The sequence below is a fragment of the Actinoplanes sp. NPDC051513 genome (assembly GCF_044454685.1).
Taxonomy (GTDB): domain Bacteria; phylum Actinomycetota; class Actinomycetes; order Mycobacteriales; family Micromonosporaceae; genus Actinoplanes.
The window spans coordinates 236,965-252,733 of sequence record NZ_JBITDW010000001.1 but is presented as its reverse complement, the minus strand read 5'-3'; the positions used below and the strand labels follow the sequence as shown (position 1 = coordinate 252,733).

General features: G+C 71.4%; 13 protein-coding genes. 11 read left to right on the top strand and 2 right to left on the bottom strand.

Annotation, left to right across the window (positions count from 1 at the left end):
- The first annotated feature begins 64 nt into the window (after positions 1 to 64).
- The 4 genes from ACIA5D_RS01225 (at position 65) to ACIA5D_RS01210 (ending at position 5,220) form a co-directional block, all read left to right on the top strand.
- Positions 65 to 1,711: a serine/threonine-protein kinase gene (locus ACIA5D_RS01225; protein ID WP_396027811.1), complete on the top strand. Its 1,647-nt coding sequence runs from the start codon at positions 65 to 67 to the stop codon at positions 1,709 to 1,711.
- Positions 1,712 to 1,815: 104 nt separating this feature from the next.
- On the top strand, positions 1,816 to 3,102 hold the full coding sequence (locus tag ACIA5D_RS01220; protein ID WP_396028558.1) for a hemolysin family protein: 1,287 nt from the start codon (positions 1,816 to 1,818) through the stop codon (positions 3,100 to 3,102).
- Positions 3,099 to 4,130, top strand: coding sequence for a hemolysin family protein (locus ACIA5D_RS01215; RefSeq protein WP_396027810.1), 1,032 nt, complete (start codon positions 3,099 to 3,101; stop codon positions 4,128 to 4,130). The genes ACIA5D_RS01220 and ACIA5D_RS01215 overlap by 4 nt, the downstream gene beginning before the upstream one ends.
- An 88-nt stretch (positions 4,131 to 4,218) precedes the next feature.
- Complete coding sequence (locus ACIA5D_RS01210; protein ID WP_396027809.1) at positions 4,219 to 5,220, top strand: sporulation protein; 1,002 nt, start codon at positions 4,219 to 4,221, stop codon at positions 5,218 to 5,220.
- A 204-nt stretch (positions 5,221 to 5,424) separates the two neighbouring features.
- Here ACIA5D_RS01210 and leuE read toward each other — a convergent pair whose 3' ends face one another.
- Together leuE and ACIA5D_RS01200 are read right to left on the bottom strand one after the other, a co-directional pair.
- Positions 5,425 to 6,042 (bottom strand): leucine efflux protein LeuE, encoded by a 618-nt coding sequence (leuE, locus tag ACIA5D_RS01205; RefSeq protein WP_396027808.1) that lies wholly within the window; start codon positions 6,040 to 6,042, stop codon positions 5,425 to 5,427.
- Positions 5,970 to 7,232 carry a bifunctional pyridoxamine 5'-phosphate oxidase family protein/GNAT family N-acetyltransferase gene (locus ACIA5D_RS01200; protein ID WP_396027807.1) on the bottom strand — a complete coding sequence of 421 codons (1,263 nt, stop codon included), beginning with the start codon at positions 7,230 to 7,232 and terminating at the stop codon, positions 5,970 to 5,972. Before ACIA5D_RS01200 ends, leuE begins: the two co-directional genes overlap by 73 nt.
- Positions 7,233 to 7,284: 52 nt before the next feature.
- Between ACIA5D_RS01200 and ACIA5D_RS01195 the strand changes: the two genes are divergently transcribed.
- From ACIA5D_RS01195 to rny, 7 genes are all read left to right on the top strand, one after another.
- Complete coding sequence (locus ACIA5D_RS01195; RefSeq protein WP_396027806.1) at positions 7,285 to 8,631, top strand: aminotransferase class I/II-fold pyridoxal phosphate-dependent enzyme; 1,347 nt, start codon at positions 7,285 to 7,287, stop codon at positions 8,629 to 8,631.
- Between the two features lie 88 nt (positions 8,632 to 8,719).
- Positions 8,720 to 9,382 (top strand): UdgX family uracil-DNA binding protein, encoded by a 663-nt coding sequence (locus tag ACIA5D_RS01190; protein ID WP_396027805.1) that lies wholly within the window; start codon positions 8,720 to 8,722, stop codon positions 9,380 to 9,382.
- 37 nt (positions 9,383 to 9,419) lie between these two features.
- The gene (locus ACIA5D_RS01185) at positions 9,420 to 9,620 is read left to right on the top strand and encodes a DUF3046 domain-containing protein (protein WP_396027804.1); all 201 of its coding nucleotides are present in this window, start codon (positions 9,420 to 9,422) and stop codon (positions 9,618 to 9,620) included.
- 197 nt (positions 9,621 to 9,817) lie between these two features.
- Positions 9,818 to 10,864: a recombinase RecA gene (gene recA / locus ACIA5D_RS01180; RefSeq protein WP_396027803.1), complete on the top strand. Its 1,047-nt coding sequence runs from the start codon at positions 9,818 to 9,820 to the stop codon at positions 10,862 to 10,864.
- A gap of 522 nt (positions 10,865 to 11,386) precedes the next feature.
- Positions 11,387 to 12,085, top strand: a complete 699-nt coding sequence (locus ACIA5D_RS01175; protein ID WP_396028557.1) for a regulatory protein RecX — start codon at positions 11,387 to 11,389, stop codon at positions 12,083 to 12,085.
- Positions 12,086 to 12,166: 81 nt separating this feature from the next.
- The gene (locus ACIA5D_RS01170) at positions 12,167 to 13,657 is read left to right on the top strand and encodes a hypothetical protein (RefSeq protein WP_396027802.1); all 1,491 of its coding nucleotides are present in this window, start codon (positions 12,167 to 12,169) and stop codon (positions 13,655 to 13,657) included.
- 384 nt (positions 13,658 to 14,041) lie between these two features.
- On the top strand, positions 14,042 to 15,766 hold the full coding sequence (gene rny / locus ACIA5D_RS01165; protein ID WP_396027801.1) for a ribonuclease Y: 1,725 nt from the start codon (positions 14,042 to 14,044) through the stop codon (positions 15,764 to 15,766).
- Positions 15,767 to 15,769 lie beyond the last annotated feature (3 nt).

Below are 15,769 nucleotides of genomic sequence, written 5' to 3'. Positions count from 1 at the left end.
GTCGGGGCGGCTTGACTATCCTGAAAGCGAGTCGACGGGTGGGGGGAGTATGGCGGTCAGACGCATGCTCATCGCCGGTCGGTATCGCCTGCTGGAGCCGGTCGGCTCCGGTGGCATGGGCCGGGTCTGGCTGGCCCGCGACGAGATGCTCGACCGGGACGTCGCGGTCAAGGAGTTCGTCCCGCCGGACTGGATGACCGACGACGAGAAGACGCGGCTGCGCGACCGCACCCTGCGCGAGGCACGCAGCGCCGGGCGGCTCAATCACCCGCACGTGGTCCGCGTCTACGACGTCGTGCACGCCGAGGGGCTGCCCTGGATCGTGATGGAGTACGTCCCCTCGCGGTCGCTCCACCAGGTGATCAACGAGGACGGGCCGTATTCGCCGGTCGCGGCCGCCCGCATCGGGCTGTCGGTGCTCGACGCGCTGAGCGCCGCGCACCGGGCGGGTGTGCTGCACCGCGACGTCAAGCCGCACAATGTGCTGATCGGCAAGGACGGGCGCGTGGTGCTGACCGATTTCGGGCTCGCCACGTTCGTCGACGACGGCGCGGTGACCGGGCCGGGGCTGGTGGTGGGCTCGCCGCAGTACGTCTCGCCGGAACGGGCGCGCGACGGTGCATCCACGGTGGAATCCGACATGTGGTCGCTCGGCGCGACGCTGTACGCGGCCGTCGAAGGGCGGTCGCCCTATGCGCGCGAGAACGCGATGTCGACGCTGATGGCGCTGGCGACCGAGTCGCCCGATCAGCCGGAGCGCGCCGGGACGCTCGGGCCGGTGCTACTCGGCCTGCTGCGACACGATCCGGCCGCCCGCCTGACGGCGAGCGAGGTGGAGCGCCGGTTGCGCATGGTGGTGGCCGCGGCGCCGGGTGGGGGAAACGTGCCGTCGCCGCGGCGCGCCCGGGTGAGCGCGTCGGCGGCTGCGCCGGTTTCCGTACGCACATTGCCGGCGCAACGGGTTGCGACAGCGCCGGTGTCGCCGGCCCCGGCCGCGCCCGCTCCGCCCGAGCCGCAGCCCTCGCGTTCGCGGCCGATCGCGCTGCTCATCGCGGTGGGGCTGGCCGGCGTGGTGCTGATCGGGGCCGGCGGATTCCTGCTCAGCCGCGCCGAGGACGATCCGGTGGCCCGGCCCTCGTCGTCGGCGGTCGCACCCTCTTTTGTGACCGTCGGCTTCTCGCCCGCCTCGTGTTCATCGACCATCCCGTCCACGGCGCCCCGCCTGCCGCAGAGGAGCGCCGCGACGGGCGTCAACGGTTGGCGGCTTCTGCCAGGTTGGTCGTACTTCACCGATGGCTCCGGCTTCCACATCCCCGTTCCGGACGGTTGGACATATACGAAATCTGGCACGATGTACTGTTTTAGGGATACGCAGGGCGATCGCGTGCTGAGCCTCGACACCGGGCGCAATCCCTTGGGTGACCCGGTGAAGGCCTGCCGCACCGAGGCGTCGCGGCTGGTGGCGGTGGGCGCGCTGCCGGAATATCACGAGATCTCCATCGAGAAGCGGCCGCTGCTCAACAAGGCGGCCGACTGGGAATACCAGTACCGCGACCCGGCCGGGGTCGCGCTGCACGCGCAGACCCGCTGGTTCACGAACAACGGCCGCGGCTTCGCGCTCAGCTGGGCCACCCGCGAGATCGACTGGTCGGCCGACCTCAGCAAGATCAACATGGTCCTGAGCACCTTCTACACCGACAGACCCAGTTAGCTCACAGCAACCACTCAGCCGGCATTGTTACCGTCTTGTCCCATGATCGGCAGTACCCAGCCGGGCTCGGCCCGGCTCTTCGTCTCCTGCTGCTTCCCCCGGCCATGTTGATCCTCATCGGGCTGGCGCTGGTCCTGGTCGTCACGGCCGTCACGGGCTATTTCGTGGCCCAGGAATTCGGATATGTCGCCGCCGACCGCGGGCGCCTTCGCCACGAGGCCGCCCAGGGCGATCGGGCCGCGGCACGCGCTCTCAGGGTCACCGAGCGTCTCTCCTTCGTCCTCTCGGGCGCCCAGCTGGGCATCACCGTCACCGCGCTGCTCGTCGGATATGTCGCCGAGCCGTTCCTCGGCGAAGGCCTGGCCGCGCTGTTCGGCGTGGCCGGCGTGCCGGCCGCGGTGAGCATGCCCGTCTCGGTGGCCCTCGCCCTGCTGGTGGCGACGGTCGTGCAGATGGTCCTCGGCGAGCTCGCGCCCAAGAACCTGGCCATTGCCCGGCCCGAGGCGCTGGCCAAGGGGCTGAGCCGGTCGACGCTGATGTATCTGGCCGTCTTCGGGTCGGTCATCCGCCTCTTCGACCGCGCCGCCTCGCGATTGCTCCGCCGCATCGGGATCACGCCCGTGGAGGAGCTGCCCGAGGGCGCAACGAATGAAGATCTGTCGCAGATCATTGCCTCGTCCCGCGAGGGTGGGCAGCTGTCGGGCGAGTTGTCGACGCTGCTCGACCGCGGGCTCGACTTCCGCGGCCGCACCGCCGCCGAGGTGATGATTCCCCGGGTCGACGTCAAGTTCGTGTCCGCGACCGCCTCCGCCGCCGACGTGGTGACGCTGCTGTCCACCGGGCACTCCCGCTTCCCGGTGCGCGGCGCCACGTCCGACGAGATTCTCGGCATCATCGCGATCTCGGACATCATTTCCGTGCCGCCTGCCGCGCGCTCGTCGGCGCCGGTGTCCTCGCTGCTCCGCGAGGCCATCCTGATCCCGTCGTCGCTACGCCTGCCGCACGTGCTCGAGCGCCTGCGGGCCGCCCACAGCCAGATCGCCTGTGTGGTCGACGAGTTCGGCGGCTTCGCCGGCATCGTCACGTTCGAGGACATCGCCGAGGAGCTGGTGGGCCCGATCCGCGACGAGGACGATCTGCCCGAGCCTGCGCCGGTCCGGCAGGACGACGGCTCGTGGCTGGTGCCCGCCCGCTGGCGGCTCGACGAGATCAGCGACGCGACCGGCGTCGACCTTCCGGTCTCCGACGACTACGACACCGTGTCCGGCCTGGTCATGGCGAGGCTCGGGCGGGTGGCCAAGGCAGGCGATTCGCTCGAGCTCGACAACCTTTCCGTACGGGTGGAGAGCGTCGCCCGCCACGTCCCGCACACCGTGAGGTTGTCCCGATGAACGCCGTCTGGGCTCTTCTGCTGCTCGCCGGCAACGCGTTCTTCGTGGCCGCCGAGTTCGGCCTGGTCGCGAGCAAGCGCCACCGTCTCGAGCAGGCCGCCGCGTCGGGTGGCCGGGCCGCGCAGGCGGCCCTGGCCGGCAGCCGCGAGCTGCCGCTGATGCTGGCCGGCGCCCAGCTCGGCATCACGCTCTGCTCGCTGGGCCTGGGCGCCCTGGCCGAGCCGGCGCTGGCGCACTGGCTCGACCCGCTGCTGCACACGCTCGGCCTGCCGTCGTTCGCGAGCCACGCGGTCGCCTTCCTGATCGCCCTGGCGGTGGTGACCTTCCTGCACCTGGTCGTGGGCGAGATGATGCCGAAGTCGTGGGCGATCACCGATCCGGAGCGCTCGGCCACGCTGCTGGCGGTGCCGTTCCGGGCGTTCGCGCGCGTCGTGGGCCCGGTGTTGCGGGTGCTGAACGCGCTGGCCAACGCGGTGCTGCGGCCGTTCGGGGTGCGCCCGCAAGACCAGTTGGCGGTCTCGCACGGCCCCGCCGAGATGAAGATCCTCCTCGACCGATCGCGCGAGGAGGGCCTGCTGGAGGCCGAGCAGACCGAGCTGCTGACCAGCGTGCTCGGCCTGGAATCGCTGACGGTGCGCGAGGTCGCCTTCCCGTTCGCCGAGCTGGTGACCGTTCCGGCGCCGGTCTCGGCCGCCGAGGTGGAGCTGGCCTCGATGGGTGGCGGCCGTTCCCGCCTGGGCGTGACGTCTCCCTCGGGCGAAGTGATCGGTTTCGTCCACGTGCGGGAGGCCGTCCGGGCCACCGCGGCCGGGCACGGCTCCACGGCCGCCGACCTGATGGATCCGGTCTTCACGCTCGCGGCCGGCGACCGGGTGGTCGAGGCCGTGGTCGCGATGCGCTCGGGCCGGGCCCAGCTGGCGCTGGTCCGCGACGACGATGCGGTGGCCGGCTTCGTCGCCCTCGAGGACCTGCTCGAGCAGGTGCTGGGCCGCTTCGACGACGAGACCGACCCGGTGCCGGTCCCGTGATCAATTTCGGCTCCCTTGTTTCGATAGTTGTCTCCACAAGACCCTGATTTGTTGCCACCCCCGTGTTTGTTCGAGGAGGAATGACCCGGTGGTTTTCAAGAAGATGATGCGCGCCTTCGGCGTCGGCGGACCGTCCGTCGACACCGTGCTGGCCAACCCGAACACCCGTCCCGGCCTGGCCCTCCACGGTCAGGTCCGCATCCTCGGCGGCGACCACGACGCCGCCATCGAACAGGTGGTTTTCGGCCTGGTGACCCGTGTGGAGCACGAGCACGGCGACGGTTTCGTCGAGTTCCACCGCGTCCCGGTCGCCGGCGCGTTCCAGCTGCGCGCGGGCGAGCAGCGCGACCTGTCGTTCTCTTTCGCCGTGCCGTGGGAGACCCCCATCACGGACGTCTACGGCCGGCGCCTGCGCGGCATGACCATGGGCCTGCGCACCGAGCTGGCGGTCGCGAAGGCCGTGGACAAGGGCGACCTGGACGAGGTCGCGGTGCACCCGCTGCCCGCCCAGGAGCGGATTCTGGACGCCCTCGCCCAGATGGGCTTCCGATTCGCCAAGGCCGACCTGGAGCACGGCGGCATCTACGGTGTCCACCAGCAGCTCCCGTTCTACCAGGAGATCGAGTTCTACCCCGCCCCGCAGTTCGCCGGCACGATCAACGAGGTGGAGCTCACCTTCGTCGCCGACCCGCAGGGCGTAGAGGTGATCCTCGAGTTCGACAAGCGAGGCGGCTTCCTGGCGCCAGGCCACGACGCGTACGGCCGTTTCCGCGTCTCCCACGCCGAGGCCGACACCACGAACTGGACGGCGGTGGTGGAGTCCTGGGTCCGCGAGGCGACGGGCCGCTACCAGGGCCTACGCGGCGCCGGCGGGCATGGCTCCCACGGTGGCTACCCGGGCGGGCACGGCTATTCCGGCGGGCACGGCTCCCACGGCTACGGCGGCCACCACGGTCACTACCGCCGGGGCGGCTCGGGCGCGGGCGCGATGGCCGCGGGCATCGCCGGAGGCGTCCTGGGCGGCATGGTCCTGGGCGAGGTAGCCGAGGAGATCTTCGAAGACGACGACGGCGACTTCGGCGAGGAGTAGCCGTTTGCCCGCGGTGGCGTTCCGAATCGACCCGGGGCGCCACCGCGCGCTCGTGCCGTGCCCTCGCCGCGCTCGTGCCGTGCTCGTGCCGTGCCCGCGCCGTGCCCGCGCCGCGCCCGCGCCGCGCCCGCGCCGTGCCCGCGCCGTGCCCGCTGTCGGCCGGGCCCGCGTCCGCTGTCGCTCGTGCCCGGCGCTTGGGCGCGGTCAGCTGATGCTGGCCGTGGCCAGCCTTATGCCGAAGCCGACGAACAGCGCGCCCACGCCGGTCGTGACGCCGGCCGCGAGTTTGCGGCGGCGCCGGAACTGGCTGGCCAGGAACTTACCGCCGAAGATCAGCGCCGTCAGATAGAGCGAGCTGAACAGCTGCACCACCGCGCCCAGCACCAGGAACGACAGCACCAGGAACGACAGGGCCGGATGCGCGTAGCCCGGCTCCACGAACTGGATGAAGAACGACACGAAGAACAGAATCGCCTTGGGGTTGAGCAGGCTGATCACGGCCGCCCGCCGGAACGGGTGTCGCAGGTCGCCCGGCGCCTCGCCGTCCGCCGCCCCCGAGCCCGGCACCGGACCGGACGCGGCCGGCTCGGCTCGCGCCCGCGGTTTGCGCCACGCGCCGCGGACGATGTTGAAGCCGATCCAGAAGAGGTAGGCGGCGTCCGCGTGCTTGATGAGCAGGAACAGCGGCGGGTACGTCCGTAACAGCGAGGCCACCCCGGCCGCCGAGAGCGCCCAGCACGACGTCGACCCTAAGCGTTCGCGAGGGTGGACGGCCCACCCGCGGCCAGCCGTTCCTGGAGGCGCTCGGCCGCGGCCGGCCACTCCTCGACCGTCATGGCGAACAGCACCGTGTCACGCCACGTGCCGTCGGGCCGCAGCCGCTGCCGACGGATCACGCCGTCCCGGGTCGCGCCCAGCCGCGCGATGGCCCGCTGGGACCGCTCGTTGCGGATGTCCGTGTACCAGAACACCTTCTCGGCGCCGAGCGTCTCGAAGGCGTGTTCCAGCAGCATCAGCTTCGCCTCGGTGTTCACCCCGGTGCGCCACCAGCGCCGGCCCACCATGGTGTGCCCGATGCCGAGCGAGCGGTTGACCGGATCGATGTCGTGATAGCTCGTTATGCCGATGACCGTGCCGGTGCCGGGCTCGACCTGAGCCCACGGAACCTGGAAGCCGGTCCACTGGCGACGGTGCAGGTCGCCCACGTAGGCGGCCATCTCGTCGCGGGTGCGTGGCTGAACCGTCGGCAGATATCGCCAGACCTCTTCGTCGGCGAGCGCCTCGACCAGCCCGCCGGCGTGGGCGGGGGCGAGCGGCTCGAGCCGCACGTGCCGGCCCTCGAGGATCACCGGGTTGACCCAGGGCGACCCGCCGCCCGGGAGGTAGGAGGGTGGCGCGGCCGCGACCCCGGCGTCGGGCTCGGGCGGCCCGAAGGCCCGGCTCACCGGCAGGATTCCCGCCCATTGCGGGAGGGAGACGTCTTCCGGCTCGTCGATGACCCCGGCCGCGCGGGACCGCACCGAGACCTCCACCAGCGGCAGGGCCAGCACGGCGGTCTCGGCCAGTTCCTTCCTGCTGGGCGGGCGGGTGTCGGCGGCGCGGCCCGCGCCCACCTTGTCGGCGAGCGTGCTCATCACCGCGAGCTTCGTCTCGGGGTCGCTGACCGGGCGCGCGACGCCGTGCACGACGACGGACCGGTAGTTGGCGCTGTGGTGCACCTGCGACCTCGCGTACACGATGGCGTCGAGCAGCGTGACGCTCACGCAGACCCGGACTCCCTCGCCTCGTGCCGACAGGCCGAGGCGGCCGCCCGACGAGCCGTGCAGATAGAGGGTGTCGCCGACGCGGACATGCAGGGTGGGCAGCACTCGGGGCTCGCCCTCCACGACGAACCCGACCGAACAGTCATACGCCTCGTCGAGGATGGCGTGCGCGGCCTCGCGGTCGTAGGCCATGCGGTCGCGATAGCGGGTGGCGGTCGTGCGGTCGGTCTGGGGGTAGAGGTCGGACATTCCGGCTCCCTCGTGCTTGCCAACTGGCCTGTGCTAGTACAGACTCCTTCTTGTGTCAGCACAGTATCAGGTCAGCGGTGACAGCGCCGCCTCGATTTCCGCCAGCATCGAGTCGGGCGTCCTCCGCGGCGACTTCGTCTGGGGCGCCCCGCTGCCGCCGATCCGCGGGCTCGCCGGCGAGCTGAGCGTCAGTCCCGCCACGGTGGCGAAGGCCTATCAGGAGCTGCGACGACGCGGTGTGGTCGAGGCCGACGGGCGCAAGGGCACCCGGGTCCGCTCCCGGCCGCCCATCGCGAGCGAGCGGTCGGCGATGCGCCTGCCGGTCCCCGATGGTGTGCTCGATCTTTCCTCCGGCGAGCCCGACGTGCGGCTCCTGCCCCCGATCGGCCCCGCCCTGCGCCACATCGCCGACGACAGCGGCCCGCCGAAGGGCTACGCGTCCGCGATCGCGATGCCTCAGCTGATCGACATCGCGCGACCGCGCCTCGCCGCCGACGGCGTCCCGATGGAAAACGCCGCGATAGCCGCCACTTCGGGCACCCTCGACGCGATCGAGCGCCTGCTCACCGCCCATCTGCGGCCGGGCGACGCGGTCGCGGTCGAAGATCCCGGCTGGGCCAACCTGCTCGACCTGCTGGCCGCGCTCGACCTGCGCGCCCTCCCCGTCGTGATCGACCAGGAGGGTCCCGACCCCGACTCGCTCGCCGCCGCTCTCCACTCCGGCGCCCGCGCGTTCGTCGTCACCGTGCGCGCGCAGAACCCGACCGGCGCCGCCGTCTCCGCCCGCCGCGCAGCTCAGCTCCGCGAGGTGCTGTCCGGCCACCGCGGAATCCTGCTGATCGAGGACGATCACGCCGCCGAGCTCGCCGGCGCGCCGCTGCACTGCCTCGGCCCGGTGACCGAGGCGTGGGCGTTCATCCGCTCCGCCTCCAAGCCGTTCGGCCCCGACCTGCGCATCGCCGTGGTCGCCGGCGACGAGACCACGATCGCCCGTGTGGTCGGCCGCATGCGCCTCGGCACGGGCTGGGTCTCCACGGTGCTGCAGCGCCTGCTGGTCTGTCTTTGGCTCGACGAGGAGGTGACATCCCTGGTGCTCAGTGCGGCCGCGGGCTACGCCCGGCGCCGCGAGGCTTTGCGTGACGCGTTCCAGGAGCGCGGGCTTACGGCCGAGGGGGCGACAGGCATCAACGCATGGGTACGCGTTCCCGACGAGACCCGTGCGATCGGCCTGCTCCGCGACGCGGGTTACGCGGTCGCTCCCGGCTCCCTGTTCCGTATCAACACCCCGCCCGGCGTCCGCATCACGATCAGCCCGCTCGACGAGGACGCCATCCCCGCCCTGGCCGACGCGGTGGCGATCGCGGCCCGCCGACCCGGCCTGACCGCGCCGTCCCGATGACCGTCCCGTAGCGACCCAGGGAGATGAACGGTCTGTCAGGGGAGTGCCCGCTGTGTATGGCTCGTGCCCGTTCGGGTAAAACGGTGGGATGCCAAGGACCGATGCGCCGGTCGGCGCGCAGGAGTGGGTGCCGGCCCAGCCGCGGAACATCGAGGACCTCAAGGCGGCCGCCGCCGGCTGCGAGGGCTGCGAACTGCACGAACACGCCACGCAGACCGTATTCGGCCGCGGCGCCGAGCACGCGCGCATCGTGTTCGTCGGCGAGCAGCCGGGCGACGTGGAGGACCAGCAGGGCCTGCCGTTCGTCGGGCCGGCCGGCCGGCTCCTGCGCGAGGCGGTCGACGACGCCGGAATCGACCCGGCCGACCTCTACATCACCAACGCCGTGAAGCACTTCCGTTTCGAACTGCGCGGCAAGCGACGCATCCACCAGACGCCCGGCCCGGCGCACATCGTTGCCTGCCGGCCCTGGATCGTCGCCGAGTTCTCGCTGCTCAAGCCGGAGCTGGTGGTGCTGCTCGGCGCGACCGCGGGCAAGGCCCTGATCGGCCCGTCGTTCCGGGTCACCCAGCAGCGCGGTCGCCTGCTGCCGTGGCCGGCCTCGGCTCAGCATCCGGAGGACTTCCCGGTGGCCGAGATCCGGGCGATGGCCACGATCCACCCGTCCGCGGTGCTACGCGCCGACGACCGCGACACGGCGTACCGCGGGCTGGTCGACGACCTCAAGGTCGCCGCGGCGGCGGTGTACTGAGCGGCTCTGTGTACTGAGCACTGAGTAGGCTCGTGGGGTGCGGTTGACGGATTTCTGGGCGCGGCTCGACGAAGCTTTCGGCGCCACCTACGCGCGGAGCATCGCGGCCGACCAATCTTTCGCGGCTCTCGGCGACCGGACGATCGCCCAATCAATAGCGGACGGTATCGACACCGCTACTATCTGGCGAGCCGTGGTGGACGCTTACCCCGATCGGGTGCCTTCCCGCCTGCGCTGACCCATTTTCGTACGCTTGTTCTGGCGTGTCGCCTCGATCTAGTACAAGTGTTCGGTTATTGTCCACAGCAGCCCGGTTATCCACAGCTCGCGGCAGGGCGGCAGATTTTTGTCATACCCTCCGCCTACCTTGTAGCCGTGGTGAACAGAGGCTCATCGGCGAAGACGCCTGCGAAATCGAATACAGGGGTGGCGGACATGGTGGCAGGACCTGACCGAGACAAAGCGCTCGATCTGGCGTTGGCCCAGATCGACAAGCAGTTCGGCAAGGGCTCGGTGATGCGGCTCGGGGAGCGTCCGGTCATCCAGACCGCGGTCATCCCGACCGGCTCCATCGCCCTCGATGTGGCGCTCGGTGTCGGCGGCCTGCCGCGCGGCCGGGTCATCGAGGTCTACGGGCCGGAAGCCAGCGGCAAGACGACCGTCGCCCTGCACGCGGTGGCCAACGCGCAGCGCAACGGCGGCATCGCGGCGTTCATCGACGCCGAGCACGCGCTCGACCCCGACTATGCGAAGGCGCTCGGCGTCGACACCGACGCCCTGCTCGTCTCCCAGCCCGACACGGGTGAGCAGGCGCTCGAGATCGCCGACATGCTGATCCGTTCCGGCGCGCTCGACGTCATCGTCATCGACTCGGTGGCCGCGCTCGTGCCGCGCGCCGAGATCGAGGGCGAGATGGGCGACAGCCACGTCGGCCTGCAGGCCCGTCTCATGAGCCAGGCCCTCCGCAAGATCACCGGCATCCTCAGCAATTCCGGCACCACCGCGATCTTCATCAACCAGCTCCGCGAGAAGATCGGCGTCATGTTCGGCTCGCCCGAGACGACGACCGGTGGCCGCGCGCTCAAGTTCTACGCGTCCGTGCGTCTCGACGTGCGCCGCATCGAGAGCCTCAAGGACGGCACCGACGTGGTCGGCAACCGCACCCGCGTCAAGGTTGTGAAGAACAAGGTGGCGGCCCCGTTCAAGCAGGCCGAGTTCGACATCATGTACGGCAAGGGCATCTCCCGCGAGGGCTCGCTCATCGATGTCGGCGTCGAGCAGAACATCATCCGCAAGTCCGGCGCCTGGTACACGTACGACGGCGACCAGCTCGGCCAGGGCAAGGAGAAGGCACGGGAGTTCCTCAAGGAGAACCCCGACGTCGCCGCCGAGATCGAGAAGAAGATCCTCGAGAAGCTCGGCGTGGGCCAGACCACCGGCGACGCCGCCGGCGGCCCCGAGCTCCCGCCGGTCGACTTCTGATCGGGGTAACGCCAGATGGCCGGACGGCGCGGCGCACGGTCCGGGCGCGGGTGGGACGCACTCCCACCCCGCCCGCCACGCCATCCCTCCGATGAGCACCCGCCCGACGAGACCCCCGGCGGCGCGGCGGAACGCGGCAACGTTCCCGCCCGCCGCCGGCGCCCCTCGCCGGGCGGCTACCCCACCGACCCGACGTTCGGCGACGACCAGTCCTTCGCCGACCACGCCAATCAGGGTTCCGCCGACGGCGGCGACTCGGGCCCTGACGGAGAGCGGGGCTTCGCCGCCGACCCCGACGGCCTCGGCTCCCGCGACGGCTTACGCGACCGCGACTCAGGCTTCGGCGACCGCTGGGCCAGGGCCGCGCGAGCGCTGAGAGCCGGACAGGAAGCCACCGAGCAGCACGCCGAGGCCGTCCGGGAGCAGCCATCACGCGGGCGCGGGGCCGGTTCGGCAGCGGGGGAGACCGGGGCCGGCCTGAGCAGGAAGTCGAGCGGGCGATGGGGCCGCCGCGGCACTGACGTGGACGGTCCAGACTCGGGGCAGGGGGGCGACGAGGACCGGGAGCGCGAAGGACGAGGGCGCGGCGAGAACCTGGGGCGCGAAGACCTGGGGCGCGAGGGGCGAGGGCGCGGCGGCCGGGGCCGCTGGGGCCGCGGTGAGCAGGAGGGCAACGCGCGGCCGGAGCAGACCGAGGCCGAGCGGGCGAGGGAGATCTGTCTGCGGCAGCTTGCTCTCCGGCCGCGCACGCGGGCCGAGCTGGCCAAGGTGCTGGCCCGTAAAGAGATCTCCGAGGAGGTGATCGCCGAGGTTCTCGACCGCTACGACGAGGTCGGGATCATCGACGACGCGGCGTTCGCGCGGGCGTGGGTCTCCAGCCGGCATCACGGGCGCGGGCTTGCGCGCCGGGCGCTGGCCAACGAGCTCCGGCAGCGTGGGGTGGACGCCGAGGTGGCGGGCGAGGCGCTCGACACCCTCGACGACGAGGACGAGGCTGCGACGGCGCGTGCGCTGGTGGATCGCAAGCTGCGGACCGCCCGTGGCACTCCCGAGGCCGTGTTCCGGCGCTTGGTCGGCATGCTCGCTCGCAAGGGCTACCCGGCCGGTGTGGCGATCCGCGCGGTCAAGGACGCCCTCGCGGCCCGCGACGCCGGGGCGGCCGAGTTCGCCGACCAGATCGACCCCGACGCCGTGGCCGACGAGACAACCGAACCGAACTGACCAGCCGGGAAGCGAGCAGGCGATAGCTGCACGTCGATTGAAGAGATCGACATTCGCCACTGGCTGCTAGCGTGAGTTGGCGTGACCGAGGACTCGCGGAACCACGTGCGGGGCTACGGTTCCTTCCCGGAGGGTTCCGAGCCGACCGAGCAGATCGCCGCGCGCATCGCGGGTGGCGACCCGTTGGCCGACCAGCCTGCTTCGCCGTCATCCGCCCACCCCAGCATCCCCATCCCGCACCTCACCCCGTCGGCCGCCCGGCCCTCCAACCCCTGGAGCGCCCCGCCGCGCGACCCCCACGCGCCGCCCGAGTGGGACGAGCCTCTGGACATCGCTCCAGCCCCACACCCGGTGAATACCTACTCCATGTCGGCGGGCAGCGCGGAGCGGCCGGCCATGAGGTCCCGCCCCGACAGCCCACCGGGCCGAGTCGACTCGCTGACCGAGCACCCCGAGCAGATGACACACCTGTCTGCTGCGGGCGGGCCCTACTTCGCGCCGAGCAGCCCCGCTCCCGCGGAGCCCGGCGGCCCGTGGGCGGCCGACCCGGCCGAGGACGCCGCGCCCCCAGCCCCAGCCGACGACGCCCCACCGGCAGCCGCGCCGACAGCCGCGCCGACAGCCCTGCAGCCAGCGCATCCGGCAGCCCCGCAGGCAGCGCACCCGGCAGCCCCGCAGGCAGCGCACCCGGCGCCGGAGACCCCGGACCCCTATGACGACCTGGACGCCTGGGATCCCCTCCCGATCCGCTCCGCGCCGGTAAGCCCGGCGAGCGACGCCCCTTACGACCCGTGGGACCCCTACGCACCCCCGCTGACCGAAGACCGTTCGGCGAGCAGTGCCCTCTATCCGGCCTTGTCCGACTCCGGCCTCTACACGCCGGCGGTGAACAAAGCCCCGAGCGCCGACCCCTACGGCCTCCCCGTCACCCCGATGCCCCGCATAGAGCCCACCCCGCCCCCGCCCCGGCCGACGCGTCTGCTGGCCGGCCTGCTGATCGGCCTCCTGGCGGGCCTCCTCCTCTTCGGCGTCACCGGCGTCCTGGTGGGCCGCACCACGGCCCCCCAGCCCGAACCGCCCCGAGCGCCCGAGCCCACCCCCAGCCTCTTCGAGCAGACCCAGGCGAGCCTCAACCGCCCCAAGTTCGCCAACAGCAGCCTCCTGCCGCTGGCCCAGGGCTGGCTTCCCTACCTCTCCACCTGTGCCCGCTCCACCCCCAACGCCGGCGACGGCGAATCGGTCAGGATCCGCTGCACCGCGAGCGGCATGAGTGCCTTCTTCGTGCAGTACAAAACCACCGCAGACCGCGACAAAGCCCGCGCCGATCTCAAGAAGCAGGCCGAGGACGCCCGCACCCTCGCTCCGGGCGTGACCCAGACCGCCCCGAAGACCAGCGGCAACTACGTTGAGTACGCATATCGGTTGACCGAGGGTGGCGTCACCCGCACGGTCGCCGGGATGTGGTGGGAGGACCCGCAAGCGCCCACCGCTGCCTACCTTCTCGCCTACTGGAAGGATGGGCTGGGCGAGCGCTGGGAGCCGATGCGCGATCTCTGGTCCCGGTACGCCTGAAATGCCCACCAAGTTCGTGAGCTGCGCGTAAGCGGGTCTGTGCCCTAAGTCCCATCCCGGACCCAATCATGGATCCTTGACCGAAGTGGCACTCGCGACCTAGCCTCGCGTTACACAAGGTTTGTTCGACCATCGCATGCAACACTCACAACATAGATCGCATTACATTACGGCATCACTTGTGATCCCCACCGTCACCGAACGAAGGGTCACAACTGGAGAACGGGAGACCGGGCGTGCCATGAATTGGCGCGCCGCGGTCCGGCATAGCCTGCGTTCAGCCAGCCTTGGTCGGGCATCCCGCAGACGGCCTGTGCGCGCTACCGCGTGCCAGGCGCGCGGCGCGCACGAAGCGCGCGGCGCGGCGAAGGGAGACGCGGCGAGATGACCGCCCTGGACTGGGTGCTGGTGGTGGCTATCGTCGTCCTCGGCGCCCTGGTGGTGGCCGGTTTGGTGCTCGGGGCCCGGGCGCTGCGCCAGATGCGGACCGACCGTGCCGACGCTCAGGAGCGGCAGGACCAGGCCGTCGGCGCCGCCCAGGCGAAAGTCGCCGACGCGAACGCCAAGGCCGCATCCGTACGCGCCGAGGTCGCCGCCGCCAAGGCCGAGGCCACCGCCGCCCGCGCCGAGGCCCGCCGGGTGCTCGAAGACGCGCACAGCGAGGCCGACACGATCCTGGAGCGCGCCCACCGCCAGGCCGAGGCCGACGCCGAGCAGGTCCGCTCGGCCGCCCGCCGCTCCGGCGAGCGCGAGGTCGCCCTGCTCAACGCGACCGCGAAGGAGCAGGCCGCCGAGGTCGAGCGCCGCGCCGGCCGGATCGACGAGCGGGAGCGGCTGCACGCCGAAGAGGTGGAGCGACTGGTCGAGCGGGAGCGCCGGCTGGCCGCCCAGGATGCCGATCTGAGCTCTCGTGAGAACGCTCTCACCGCCCGTGAGTCCGAGCTGATCGACGCCGAGGAGCGCAAGCGCCGCGAGCTGGAGCGGATAGCCAAGCTGACCGCCGAGGCGGCCCGGGCCGAGCTCGTCGAGAACATCGAGGTCCAGGCCAAGCGCGAGGCCGCGATCATGGTGCGGGACATCGAGAACGAGGCGAAGAGCACCGCCGACAACCGGGCCCGCCGGATCGTGGTCGACGCCATCCAGCGGATCGCCAGCGAGCAGACCGCGGAGAGCGTGGTCAGCGTCCTGCACCTGCCCAGCGACGAGATGAAGGGCCGGATCATCGGCCGCGAGGGTCGCAACATCCGGGCCTTCGAGTCGGTCACCGGCGTCAACCTGATCATCGATGACACCCCGGAGGCAGTGCTCCTCTCCTGCTTCGATCCGGTCCGCCGCGAGGTCGGCCGGCTCACGCTGGAAAAGCTGGTCCTCGACGGCCGCATTCACCCGCACCGCATCGAAGAGGTCTACGACAGCGCCAAGAACGAGGTGGAGGTCCTCTGCGACCGGGCCGCCGAGGAGGCGCTGGTCGACGTCGGGATCACCGACATCCACCCCGAGCTGGCCAAGCTTCTCGGTCGGCTGCGTTACCGCACCAGCTACGGGCAGAACGTGCTGAAGCACCTCGTCGAGACCGCCCACATCGCCGGGATCATGGCGGCCGAGCTGGGCCTCGACGTCCCGTCGATGAAGCGGGCCGCCTTCCTGCACGACATCGGCAAGGCGCTCACCCATGAGGTCGAGGGCAGCCACGCGCTGATCGGCGCGGATCTGGCCCGCAAGTACGGCGAATCGGAAGACGTCGTGCACGCCATCGAAGCGCATCACAACGAGGTGCCCCCGCAGACGATCGAGGCCGTGCTCACCCAGGCCGCCGACGCGTGCTCGGGGGGTCGTCCCGGTGCGCGCCGGGAGAGCCTCGAGGCGTACGTGAAGCGGTTGGAGCGCATCGAGGAGATCGCCGCCGGAAAGGTGGGCGTCGAGAAGGTCTTCGCGATGCAGGCCGGGCGCGAGATCCGGGTCATGGTGCGGCCCGACGACATCGACGACATCGGCGCCGCCGTCCTCGCCCGCGACGTCGCGAAGCAGATCGAGGAGGAGCTGACCTACCCGGGTCAGATCCGCGTCACCGTCGTCCGCGAGTCCCGGGTCACCGAGCTCGCCCGCTGAGGA

What these genes read in the sequence shown, in the direction of transcription:
- ACIA5D_RS01225 (WP_396027811.1), top strand. Translation starts at nt 65, where the DNA reads ATGCTCATCGCCGGTCGGTATCGCCTGCTGGAGCCGGTCGGCTCCGGT.
- ACIA5D_RS01220 (WP_396028558.1), top strand. Translation starts at nt 1,816, where the DNA reads ATGTTGATCCTCATCGGGCTGGCGCTGGTCCTGGTCGTCACGGCCGTC.
- ACIA5D_RS01215 (WP_396027810.1), top strand. Translation starts at nt 3,099, where the DNA reads ATGAACGCCGTCTGGGCTCTTCTGCTGCTCGCCGGCAACGCGTTCTTC.
- ACIA5D_RS01200 (WP_396027807.1), bottom strand. Translation starts at nt 7,232, where the DNA reads ATGTCCGACCTCTACCCCCAGACCGACCGCACGACCGCCACCCGCTAT.
- ACIA5D_RS01190 (WP_396027805.1), top strand. Translation starts at nt 8,720, where the DNA reads ATGCCAAGGACCGATGCGCCGGTCGGCGCGCAGGAGTGGGTGCCGGCC.
- recA (WP_396027803.1), top strand. Translation starts at nt 9,818, where the DNA reads ATGGTGGCAGGACCTGACCGAGACAAAGCGCTCGATCTGGCGTTGGCC.
- rny (WP_396027801.1), top strand. Translation starts at nt 14,042, where the DNA reads ATGACCGCCCTGGACTGGGTGCTGGTGGTGGCTATCGTCGTCCTCGGC.